Origin of the sequence: Shewanella woodyi ATCC 51908, from assembly GCF_000019525.1 — a bacterium.
GTDB classification, from domain to species: domain Bacteria; phylum Pseudomonadota; class Gammaproteobacteria; order Enterobacterales; family Shewanellaceae; genus Shewanella; species Shewanella woodyi.
This window is the reverse complement of the sequence record NC_010506.1, coordinates 2,653,880-2,665,658: the sequence shown is the minus strand read 5'-3', so window position 1 is coordinate 2,665,658 and position 11,779 is coordinate 2,653,880. Positions and strand designations below refer to the sequence as shown.

10 protein-coding genes and 1 pseudogene are annotated in these 11,779 nt (G+C 42.7%); 7 read left to right on the top strand and 4 right to left on the bottom strand.

Annotation, left to right across the window (positions count from 1 at the left end; all coding sequences use genetic code 11):
* Positions 1 to 4 precede the first annotated feature (4 nt).
* Together SWOO_RS11135 and SWOO_RS11130 are read right to left on the bottom strand one after the other, a co-directional pair.
* Entirely contained in the window at positions 5 to 1,105 is a 1,101-nt protein-coding gene (locus SWOO_RS11135; protein WP_012324798.1) for an AI-2E family transporter, read from the bottom strand.
* Between the two features lie 56 nt (positions 1,106 to 1,161).
* Positions 1,162 to 1,383: a sulfurtransferase TusA family protein gene (locus SWOO_RS11130; protein ID WP_012324797.1), complete on the bottom strand. Its 222-nt coding sequence runs from the start codon at positions 1,381 to 1,383 to the stop codon at positions 1,162 to 1,164.
* A 240-nt stretch (positions 1,384 to 1,623) separates the two neighbouring features.
* Here SWOO_RS11130 and bepA point away from each other — a divergent pair, with 240 nt between their 5' ends.
* From bepA to SWOO_RS11105, 5 genes and pseudogenes are all read left to right on the top strand, one after another.
* Positions 1,624 to 3,084 carry a beta-barrel assembly-enhancing protease gene (gene bepA / locus SWOO_RS11125; RefSeq protein ID WP_012324796.1) on the top strand — a complete coding sequence of 487 codons (1,461 nt, stop codon included), beginning with the start codon at positions 1,624 to 1,626 and terminating at the stop codon, positions 3,082 to 3,084.
* A 199-nt stretch (positions 3,085 to 3,283) separates the two neighbouring features.
* Positions 3,284 to 3,634, top strand: coding sequence for an arsenate reductase (glutaredoxin) (arsC, locus tag SWOO_RS11120; RefSeq protein ID WP_012324795.1), 351 nt, complete (start codon positions 3,284 to 3,286; stop codon positions 3,632 to 3,634).
* A gap of 13 nt (positions 3,635 to 3,647) precedes the next feature.
* Positions 3,648 to 4,019: a DUF2069 domain-containing protein gene (locus SWOO_RS11115; protein WP_012324794.1), complete on the top strand. Its 372-nt coding sequence runs from the start codon at positions 3,648 to 3,650 to the stop codon at positions 4,017 to 4,019.
* 173 nt (positions 4,020 to 4,192) lie between these two features.
* A pseudogene (gene tnpA, locus SWOO_RS11110) lies at positions 4,193 to 4,627 on the top strand (IS200/IS605-like element ISShwo2 family transposase).
* A gap of 145 nt (positions 4,628 to 4,772) precedes the next feature.
* Positions 4,773 to 6,743: a hypothetical protein gene (locus SWOO_RS11105; protein ID WP_012324793.1), complete on the top strand. Its 1,971-nt coding sequence runs from the start codon at positions 4,773 to 4,775 to the stop codon at positions 6,741 to 6,743.
* Between the two features lie 336 nt (positions 6,744 to 7,079).
* On the opposite strand, the gene hda is transcribed toward SWOO_RS11105, so the two are convergent.
* Both hda and SWOO_RS11095 read right to left on the bottom strand, forming a co-directional pair.
* The gene (gene hda / locus SWOO_RS11100) at positions 7,080 to 7,790 is read right to left on the bottom strand and encodes a DnaA inactivator Hda (protein WP_012324792.1); all 711 of its coding nucleotides are present in this window, start codon (positions 7,788 to 7,790) and stop codon (positions 7,080 to 7,082) included.
* A 73-nt stretch (positions 7,791 to 7,863) separates the two neighbouring features.
* Positions 7,864 to 8,928: a DUF2066 domain-containing protein gene (locus SWOO_RS11095; protein ID WP_229377344.1), complete on the bottom strand. Its 1,065-nt coding sequence runs from the start codon at positions 8,926 to 8,928 to the stop codon at positions 7,864 to 7,866.
* Between the two features lie 231 nt (positions 8,929 to 9,159).
* On the opposite strand from SWOO_RS11095, the gene SWOO_RS11090 reads away from it, so the two are divergent.
* A complete protein-coding gene (locus tag SWOO_RS11090) occupies positions 9,160 to 10,407 on the top strand; it encodes a uracil-xanthine permease family protein (RefSeq protein ID WP_012324790.1) in 1,248 nt (415 codons plus the stop codon).
* A 98-nt stretch (positions 10,408 to 10,505) separates the two neighbouring features.
* Positions 10,506 to 11,740 (top strand): IS3-like element ISShwo1 family transposase gene (locus SWOO_RS11080; RefSeq protein ID WP_195742808.1). Its coding sequence is split into 2 segments (ribosomal slippage): positions 10,506 to 10,863 and positions 10,863 to 11,740, totalling 1,236 coding nucleotides; the frame shifts between segments, so codons are not numbered across the junction.
* Positions 11,741 to 11,779: the final 39 nt, after the last annotated feature.

Sequence of the window (11,779 nt, the reverse complement as noted above, 5' to 3'; positions counted from 1 at the left end):
GTGGCTAACTTTTCTCTGCTGACTGCTCATCGACTGACGCCCCATCACTCAATGAGTTTGGTGTCGGCCATGCATTGATAACCGCTTTTACTAACGATGCTAAAGGGATAGCGAAGAAAACGCCCCACACTCCCCATAATCCACCAAAAATCAGCACGGCAGCAATGATAAATACTGGATGGAGATCAACCGCATCAGAAAACAGTAGCGGCACTAAAAGGTTACCATCGAGCGCTTGGATAATACCGTAACCTAACATTAAATAGCCAAATTCAGGGCTGAACCCCCACTGGAAAAATGCAACTAAGGCGATGGGCAGGGTCACTAATGTCGCCCCCACATAAGGGATCAAAACAGAGAATCCAGTTAAGACCCCTAATAATGCTGCATAACGCATATCCATGATTGCAAAAAAGAGATAGCTCACAACCCCAATGATCACAATCTCAATCACCTTGCCTCGTATGTAGTTAAAGATCTGCTGATCCATCTCGAACCATACTTTACGTGCAAGCTCACGATTAGTGGGGATAAAACGCTTACTCCCCTTGATCAATTGATCTTTGTCTTTCAAAAAGAAGAAAACCAGCAATGGAACAAGGATCGCATACACCATCAAGACTAACAATGAGGCAGAGTAGCCTAATATCTGCTTACCGATATCGAGTAGATGTTGGGTATCTAACATCTTCTTTAACTCAGCAACCATGCTGTCTAACTGTTCTGGACTGACAAATTGCGGGTATTGATTAACATAAGTTTGAGCCGTCAACAGGCCCTTATCTAACATGGTGGGCAGATCGGTAATTAGCGCGACCCCTTGCTTCCAAATACTTGGCACCAAACCAAGTGTTATTAATAGCATCACCCCTATAAACACCACTAAAACCAGTGAGGCAGCAGTGGTTCGATTAATGCCAATTTTAAGCATCTGCGCAACAGGCCACTCCAATAAAAATGCCAATATAAGTGCAACAATTAACGGGGCTAACAAACCACCGGCGAAGTAGATAGCCAGTGCTATTCCCAATAAAATAAAAACCAGTGTGACAGCTTGTGGATCGCTAAATCTCTCTTTGTACCAATTTGTCAATAAAGCTAACATTCGTTATTCCTGAAGTTATTTTTTCTCTTTTAATGTCTGATGAAATCGAATTAATACTAACCTAAGCGTCGAATTTTAAGTGTTAAAATATCTTCATCATTTGTGAGCTCTGAAAAGTCATAGCCGACTTTTTTTAAGAATCGGGGAACATCTTGTCTGGAACCAGTGTCTGATAGTGAGATACAGAGCTCTTCACCCTCTTGTAACGCTTTTAACGCAAGTTTGACCTTCACGAGTGCCAAAGGGCAACGAAACGGCGTTAAATCAATAAAATCCATAATAGTCTTGCTATAAACAAACGTTGACTATTATCCTAAGTGACAAGAAGGTCACACGCAATGTTGTCACCATTTTGATGTCTAAAAAAATGACATAGAGTGAAAGTATCTTTTTGTAATTTGGCTTTTAGCATCTCGAACTAGGGTATACAATCAATAACCTACAGCAAAAGCTTAGCCGTCGAACCAAAAGCGAATAAAATTGTCTATTGATGGTGACGTACTTTATTAAGGATCAATTTGAGTAAATTTACATCAACAAAATCGCTTTTAGCTGGTGCATTGTCACTCATATTCTGTGCTACAGCCCCACTCAGCTTCGCCAATAACGATCTACCAGATCTGGGCACCGCAGCAGTTAATACCTTCAGCTTAGAGAAGGAGACTGTCTTTGGTGATGCCTATATGCGGGTTATTCGCTCATCGGCTCCCATGTTAAATGATCCTGTGCTGAGCCAATATCTCACGGAGCTGGGCAATAAACTCGTGGCGCATGCTACTGGCGTCAAAACCCCTTTTTACTTTTTCCTGCTAAGAAATGATGAGATCAATGCTTTTGCATTTTTCGGTGGCCACGTTGGTGTCCATACTGGTTTATTCCTCAATGCCGACAATGAGAGCCAGATTGCATCGGTACTCGGCCACGAAATAACTCACGTAACTCAGCGTCACTTAGCCCGTTCTTTAGAAGCACAAAACAAGAGCTCAACCGCCACCATGGTTGGCATGTTAGGAGCAATACTCTTAACCATCGCCGCACCTCAAGCGGGAATGGCAGCCTTAGCAACGACGCAAGCACTATCGACTCAAGCAAAAATTAATTATACCCGTCTTCATGAAAAAGAAGCCGATCGCATCGGCATGCAAATTTTGGTTGACGCTGGATTCGATCCAAATGGCGCATCAGATTTTTTTGCGAAGTTAGCCACCCGTTACCGCTTTACCTCTAAGCCGCCACAGATGTTGCTGACTCACCCTTTACCCGAATCGCGAATCACAGATGCAAGAAACAGAGCCGCACAATATCCACACCGATATGTTCCCGATAATATCGATTTTCAGCTCGCCAAAGCCAGAATACAAGTTCGCTTTTCAAGCTACAGTGATGAAGCGGCGCTTTCACTCTTTGAAACACAATTAGCGAAGAAGACATACGCATTTAAAAACGCCGCACTGTATGGCAAAGCACTTGCTCTGTTTAAGACCGAACGCTTTAAAGAGTCTGAAACCATTATCGATAGTTTGTTAAAAGAGGATAAGAATAACCTCTTTTATCTAGATACTAAGACAGATCTTTTACTACAAAGGGAAGCAAACTCCGAAGCAATCGCTCTGCTTGAGACACAAAAACGTCTTAAGCCGACATCTCAAGTGATCAATATCAACTTGGCCAATGCCTATATTGAGTCCAATCAAGCAGAGAAAGCGATCCCATTATTAGAAGATCAGATATTTCTAGATAAACAGAATCAACTCCCCTTCTTCCTACTTAGCGATGCGTATAAGAAAACCGGCAACCAAGCGATGGAGCATTTTGTGAAAGCAGAATCTATGGCTCTGGGCGCTGATTACAAAGGTGCAGTTGACCAGCTCAATTTTGCTTATCGTCTTACTGAAGACAACCCATTGCAACTTGCCCGTATCGAGGCAAGAATAAGACAGTTTAAACAATCTGAAAAAGCACTAGATGAACTAAAATAGCAGCTCATCCCCTGCCACATTACAGCAATATAGTTAAGGTGTGGTAGGGGAATGAAAAGTATTCATCTAAGTAATAGAAATGAATAGCTTACAGTTTATAATTCTAAATTTTTGCTAATTAATTACACTCTATCCTTGTGACTTCGCTCACCTTTTCACGTATGATATCGTCAAATTTCAAAGACAAGACTTAATTACGATGACTCAAGTTACTATCATTCATAACCCTCGCTGCTCAAAAAGCCGTCAAACCCTTGCGCTACTTGAGGAGAACAAGTGTGATATTCAAGTTGTTGAATACCTGAAAAGCCCATTAGTTAAGAGTGAAATAGAGGGTTTACTCGAGAAGTTGAACCTAACAGCTAGAGAGATCATGCGCACCAAAGAGACTGAGTATAAAGAGCAAGGTTTAGGTGAGTTAAACCTCACTGAAGAGCAGCTTATTCGTGCAATCGTCAAAACACCTAAACTACTTGAACGCCCTATTGTACTGGCAAATAACAAAGCTGCTATTGGTCGTCCTCCTGAAAATGTACTCTCTATCTTATAAATAAAGGTCTTTCATGAGCACTGATATGCTATTTAAGCTATGCCGGGCTGGTTACCTGCTGCTCGTTCTTCTTTTAGCTGGCTGGTTTGTCAACAAAGGGGTGACCGGGGAATATTCACTCCCATTTGCCCTTCTCTGGATAATCCCTATCCTGCTTCCTCTTAAAGGCGTTATTCAAGGAAAGCCCTATACCTATGCATGGGGTAGTTTTATCATCTGCCTCTATATGCTTCATGGGCTAACTTTGCTCTATGTCACTGAAGAGTATTTTGCTTTCGCTCTCATTGAAGTACTTCTTTTAGGCGCTTTACTAATTGGATTTCCATTTTATGCTAGGCTACGTGGCCGCGAATTAGGCTTAGGATTAAAGAAGAATAAAAAATAATGCGCTATGCCCTGAGTATAAAGCGATAAACTAGAAGCGCCCAAGGGCGCTTTTTATTTTCAGCCCTAAACCACCTACTTCAGTAGGTGGTTATCATCAATTAGGCTTTGCCTGAATATCTACTCATGTTAATTGAACTCTAACTTTTAGCGAAGTAATAGAGGATAAAAAACATGAGTAGATATGAGAAAGCATCGCATGTGTATTGGCGATGTCAATATCACATAGTTTGGACACCTAAGTATAGGTTTAGGATTTTAAAGAATAAGTTAGGAAAAGATGTTTACTGATGTATTCATGTCTATAGTGAGCAGTTAGGGTGTGTGGTTGTAGAGTTGAATGTACAAATAGACCATGTACATCTGGTTATCAAAGTTCCTCCGAAGCTATCGATTTCAAAGTTGATGGGTGCTTTAAAAGGTAAAATTGCTTTGAAAATGTTTAGCAAGTATCCGTATCTTCGGAAAAATAAGCTATGGGGAAATCACTTTTGGCAAAGAGGTTACTTTGTTGACACAGTGGGGATTAATGAGGAAGTGATTCGAAGATATGTAAGGCATCAAGAAAAGGTTGAAAAACAGGAGCAGCCGCAATTAGATTTGAAGTAGACAACGCCCCCTTTTAGGGGGCTAATACAAAGCCACCTTCTTCAGAAGGTGGATTCTTTACTTTGCTAAAAACGCCCCCTACCTGAAGCCGACTCTCCGTGTTATATTTTGGTTAAATAATGTCTCCCCCTTTGAGGATCCGTCTATGTGGAAATACAGCCCATTTGTAATAGCCACTCTCCTATTAACAGCTTGTGGCGGTGGCAGCTCTGATGAAGAGACTACACCTGTTACACCACCGACACCACCGACACCACCGACACCACCGAGCCTAACCTTTTGTGATCAAGCCACAGAGCTAAATGTCATCACCACATCATCAAGACTTGAGTTTGTTGTAGAGCAAAACTATTTTGCGCAACAAACAGCTGCCATTATCGCTAGAGTAAAAGACAGAGACAGTGCAGGACTTAATTTTACATGGCAACAATTAAGCGGCCCATCTTTAATCTTAAAGTCGGTAAAAAGCCCAGTGCTTGCCTTCGAATTCTTAGAGGCTGGTAGCTACTCTTTCTCAGTCAATGTTAAATCAACTAGCCTAAACCTGACCGAGACAATTGACCTCACAGTGGATGACGCTTCAGCCTCAAGGCTCAAAGTTCGCAGCGATCATCAAGTGGTAGAAGGTAATAATGCCAGTTTCAGAATTGATAGAGTTGGGGCGAATAATGACCAACAGCCTTCAGATATTAGCTGGTGTATCGCCTCTGGCCCTGAGCTCAACTTGGATACCCAAACCCCTGAGCGACCACAATTTAAAGCGCCTAATGTCACTAGTGATACCATCTCAATACTTCGCGTCACTGGCACTGTTTCAGGAGAAACCATCAATGAAGAGGTTCTGTCACTGATAACGAATGAGTCAGCAATCACCTCTCAGTATTTTGATGAGCCAGTTGCTAGGACATTTGCCTACAAGGAAAACTCACCATACGCCAGTGCATTGGAGAGCTGTATCTACTCAAATCAGCTCACCTCTCCTTGCTCAACAAACACACTACCTCTACTAGGGCAAATTCCAGGCTCGACAGATAAAGAGAAGATCATGGATAGACTCTTGGTTTCTCACCAGTGGATGGGGGAAAACTTTGAAACCTTTATTGAGCAGATGGATCCCAATAGTGATTTTGCCACCTTGCTACAATCAGTCACGGCCGTGGTCATTAGTTATGATGTTCGCCCCTCATTTTATTGGGTTGTGACTGGCGCTATCTACCTTGATCCCAGCGATCTTTGGTTACTTGCTCAGGAGCGTGATGTGATCAATGAAGCCCCTGATTTTCGCAGTAGCTTCGGTAATGAGCTGGGCTTTATTATGCCTTGGCGCTACATTAAAAATAATGACTATGTTTCTTACATAACAGCACGTGCTACCAGAACAGATCGCAGCCTAGCAGAGCTGTCTCCAGATCTCTCCTCCCTGCTCTATCATGAACTGGCCCACGCCAATGATTTCTTCCCCAGTTCAACTCATTCAAGTCTTGGGATAGATAATCAAACACTACTCGACCATTTTGAACAAAGATCTGAAAATAAAGAGTTAATTTCAGATAAAGTCACCTCTAGATTTCCACTTACCAGTGGTGAAATGTCCAGTTTAGCGACTGTCAGCTTTAGGGGTGAGACAGCTAGTAGCACTCAGAAAAGCTACCTACCTTCAGATATTACTCTATTCTTCTCTAACGATATCGCCAGTGACTATTACGCCTACTCAAGTACTCGAGAGGATACGGCCATGCTGTTTGAGGAGGCGATGATGAGCCATCGATATGGTATTTTACGTGACGTAGGTATAACAGATCGTCCTGAAAACATCACAGCAGCAACAATCACAGTTGATTGGGGTCAACGTGGGCGTATTGGTCAAAGCTCACTGCAAAGCAGAGCCGCCTTTGTCATTAACAATATTTTCCCAAATATGGATGGCACAAACCTGATCAGTAACCTTCCAGAGCCTATTGCCATGACACAGGGAGATTCCTGGTTAGAAAACCTGACTATTTCGACATTAAGCAGTGCTCAGAAAAGAGCGGCTACGCAACAGAACAGCTCAACAACACCATTACGAATACCTGAACTGAGAGTCAGTGGAGATAGGCATAAGCTCATAGATTAGTTTACAAAAAATAGATTGGAATGAACCTATCGATACAAAAAGCGCGGAACTTATTATACCAATCGGTATAAGAAAGTGATCTACTCAGAGTTTTTTTGGCAAGCTAATTCAAGGCGAATGAATGACAGAATGGTTATTCCCTTGTGAGTTCATTCAACGCAGAAGTAGGCAGCCAAAAACACTCCTTACAGGCGAGTTTTAGCGGTTCTGATTCTGCGTTAACGAGCTTAAACGTAGAACAACTATGTTCCTCACTCGTTGCCTTGCCTCAGAAGCGCTAAACTCTCGCTGAGCGATCACATCTTTATACCGATTGGTATTAAGGTTCCACGCTTTTTATAACCTGAGCATCTCTTTAACAAAAGGGATGGTTAGCTTACGTTGATGAACCAGTGATGCTTTATCAAGCCTATCTAATACGTCAAACAGGGTTCGCAGATCACGCGCCAAGCGATTAAGTAGAAAACGGCCTACATCTTCGGGTAGTTGTAGACCTCTCATGGCAGCGCGACGCTGAAGAGCAGCCAACTTCTCTTCATCAGCCATGGGCTGTAACTGATAGTTTAATCCCCACTGCATCCGAGAGATAAGATCTGGCAAGGTAAAACCTGAATCGTTCGGCGATACACTGGCACTCACGATAAGGGAGCAGTTCTTATGCTCAGAGACTCGATTATAGAGGTCGAAAATGGCTTCTTCCCAGAGTGGATGTCCAGCAATGGCATCGACATCATCGATACAGATAAGATCTAAACTCTCCAAGCCTTCAAGTAGAGCGGTTGAGATGCTGGCATGAATGCCAAGCGGTAGATAGAAACTGCTTCGCTGCAGATCATTTGCATGGGCACATGCAGCATGCATTAGGTGGGTTCTGCCTGACTTCACCGGCCCCCACAAATAAACAGAACGTTCAGAGCTTCCCTCAGCGCAAGCTTGTAAGCTCTGAATTAGCTCATCATTTCCGGCTGCGGGATAATAACTGTTAAAGGTTTCATCGTCAGGCAGATGAACTGGTAATGATAGCTGTATAGGTGAGTTAGATTTCACTCAAGTACTTCTCAATTTCACACGATGTAACTTAGATACCCATTTTAACATGGGTACCCACCAATTTGAATGACTAGCCGCGCCAGCGATATTCAAGCTCATTAACTAAGGCTGGATCTAAACTATTGAGGTTATCATCACGACCAATATCACCTTGATATCCACCACTAGCCTCTATAATCCGTGGGTCAAGAGCCATTAAACGATGAAGGTCATCAAGAGTACCAAATAGTTCTAACGCATATTTAACGCTGGTTCCCTGCAGTTGCGAGATATGAACCGCTTTTACAGCGCTGAGTTGTTTAAGGTACTTTTCAATTGCAACCAGTTGTTTCATTTCAGTAATATCGACAAATGTAACTGAACTAGTCAGTTGCTCACCACTATCTGCAATAGCATATCGACTAACGTAATACTCACTCACAGTAGAGATAATGCCGTTTACGGCAGCTTCTGTATCCGATACCTGTTGTTGCTTACTCACTAGAGGCGTTGTTCCACCTTGCTCTGCTCCCTTAGAAAACAGAGAAACACTATACTCAACGCCATCGGCATTTGGGGTCATCGACGCCACAACAAAGTAATCGGCTTGATAGCGTTGTGAGGCCAGCTCAATCTGATTAACAAACATTCCCCTCACATCACTGACGGAGATCTGCATATTGTCATCAAGATCCATCAGCGGAAACAGCAGCGGTACCCCTTTGGCTTCGGCATCTTTTTGAAACAATGTTCGACTCTCTACAGGCGAAGCGTCATTCAAAATTTTCCGCTCTCCACTACTCTCTTCAACCAACCACACTAAAGTTAAGGGGCGTTGCTTTCCCCACACGGGCAGTTGAGCCTCACGGAGTAGTTCTAGTATGCGCTTGTGATCAAAGTTAACTTTGAGCAGTAGCTCTCCATCCACTTCATCATAGCCAAACTGCCTAATAAGAGAGTTGGGCGATTTGACCTTAGCCTTGACACTTGGATTACTCAATGCAGCAGCAGAGCCTGAGTTTTTTAATATCACGTGTTGAAGACCTAAAGAGATGGCTTTATTTCGCTCAGCGGCCGAACGGGTTTCAACTGGAACCAAGCTTTGATCCAGCTGGGTCACTTCGGCGGCATTTAAAGAGTTAAATTGAATAAACAAACAACTCGTGTATAAAAGTGAGGCTTTAAATAGGGTTTTGAGCATCTTCTACAGTTCTAAAAGTCGATATGCCAAAATTGTATCACAACTTTTCTTCCACTTCTGATTTCACTTCATGATTCTAAAAAACATCACTTAAGATAATAATTTTCAACTAAAAAAAATTATCTCTATTAAAGTAAAATAATGCTGTTAATATTTGAGGGTTTACCTCATGTAAAGAGAATAAAAATGAAAAATGTTTCGCTCGCACTTCAGGGAGCTCAGATGCTCTTTGTTGCCTTTGGTGCACTGGTATTAATGCCGCTATTAACAGGTTTAGATACTAACGTCGCCCTATTTACTGCTGGTATAGGCACACTCATCTTCCAGCTTATCACTAAACGTCAAATCCCAATTTTTCTAGCATCATCTTTCGCCTTCATTGCCCCGATTATGTATGGTGTTCAAACTTGGGGGATCCCATCGACCATGGGCGGTTTGATGGCGGCTGGTTGTGTCTATCTCATTCTGGCAAGTTTAGTTAAAGTTAGAGGGGATGGCTTTATCAAACGTTTACTTCCTCCTGTTGTAGTCGGCCCCGTTATCATAGTGATCGGTCTCGGTCTTGCACCTGTTGCAGTTAATATGGCTTTAGGCAAGAGTGGAGATGGCTCCTTAGTTCTGGTTGAACAAAGCACCGCCCTTATCATCTCTCTATCTGCCCTATTAAGCACGGTCGCTGTCGCCATCTTTGCCAAAGGGCTATTAAAACTGATGCCAATTTTGGCAGGGATCCTGGTTGGTTATGGCTTAAGTCTCACCTTCGGCATTGTCGACTTTACCCCCGTCATAGCGGCAAGCTGGATAGCCATGCCCAATTTTGTTGCCCCTGAGTTCAACTGGCATGCCATTGCCTTTATGATCCCAGTCGCCATTGCACCAGCTGTCGAGCATATCGGTGATATTCTTGCCATCTCCAATGTCACAGGTAAGGATTACCTTAAAAAGCCTGGATTACATCGCACCTTAGCTGGAGACGGCGTGGCAACCATTGCAGCATCGGCGTTTGGTGGTCCACCTAATACCACATACTCAGAGGTGACTGGCGCGGTCACACTCACCAAAAACTTCAACCCAGTGATCATGACTTGGACAGCCATTACTGCCATTGTGCTGGCTTTTGTCGGTAAGCTTGGGGCCATCATGCAAACCATTCCTGTTCCAGTCATGGGAGGGATCATGTGTTTACTGTTCGGTTCTATTGCCGCGGTGGGCTTAAACTCATTAATCAAGAATCAAGTTGACCTGACAGAACCTAGAAACCTCTGTATTGTGGGGATCACGTTAGTCTTTGGGATCGGTGGGATGGCATTTGGTATCGGCTCATTTAGCCTAACAGGCATCAGCTTGTGCGGAATCGTCGCCATTACAATGAATTTGCTATTACCTATGCCGAAAACATCTAACTCAGAAGAGATAGAAACCTCAGTTAAATAGTGACAATACAATCAAATACAAAAAAGCCTTTCAGATGAAAGGCTTTTTTATTCAATCTGTCTTGTCCTGAAATGTGTTTACACATTTAGGACTTTATTATGACAACTCAAATCCCCACCCACGTTAAGCGAACACAACGAGATTATTCGTTAGGCTTTAAATTACAAGTTGTAGCAGCCGTTGAAAAAGGCGACATGACTTATAAGCAAGCTCAAAGCATTTATGGTATCCAAGGTCGTTCAACCGTACTTACTTGGCTCAGAAAGCACGGTAAGATGGATTGGACTCAACCAGTGAGAATAACCATGCCTAAGACCACCAAAGCTAAAGAAACGCCAGCTCAAAAAATAAAGCGCCTTGAAAAAGAGCTTGAGGATGAACATTTACGTAATCTATTACTCAATGAAGCCGTTGATATCATTGATGCTGAGTATGGCGCAGGCCTAAGAAAAAAGTACTTAGCCAGGGAGCGAGAAGTCTTCAAAAACAGAAAGTAACAAGCTTAAATCGTGCTTGCGAGCTTCTTGGCATAACAAGACAAGCTATCTACCAAAGAGAAACGAGAGAACTCTGCCGAGCTATAGAACTGGCCCCAGTAAAAGCAATGGTGCTTGATATCCGTCGCTTTATGCCACGTGTGGGTGGCAGGAAACTCTACTTTTTACTGAAACCCAAGTTCATCGAGAAAGGAATTAAACTTGGGCGAGATAACTTCTTTAGTTACTTGAAACGTGAAGGGTTATTGGTAAAACCTAAGCATAACTATACCAAGACAACCCACAGTAAACACTGGATGAAGAAACACCCGAATTTACTCAAAGAGTTTACGCCTTTATCGCCTGAAGAGGTCTTTGTGAGTGACATAACTTATGTTCAATCAGAGCAAGGTGTTCACTACTTGTCACTGGTGACGGATGCGTTTAGTCGTAAGATTATGGGTTATGAACTTAGTGATGAGATGAAAGCAACTGATGTAGTTAAAGCCTTAAAAATGACAGTGAATAATCGCCAATATCAAGGCCATGCAGTTCATCATTCAGACAGAGGGTTACAGTATTGTTCAGCAGTCTATCAGTCAGCATTACAGAAAAATGGTATCCGAGCATCAATGACGGATGGGTATGATTGCTATCAAAACGCATTAGCGGAGCGAGTAAATGGTATTTTGAAGCAAGAGTTTTTGTTATATCCGTGCAGCAATCTTGATGAGTTAAAGCGACTCGTTGAAGAGTCAGTTTTTATATACAATGAAATGAGGCCGCACTTGAGTTTAGGTATGAGAACACCAAATCAAGTGCATAAAAAAGACCAGCAGCAAGAGCAACTGGTCTAATTAAAACCGTCAACCTATTTCAGGATGGGACATCTGATT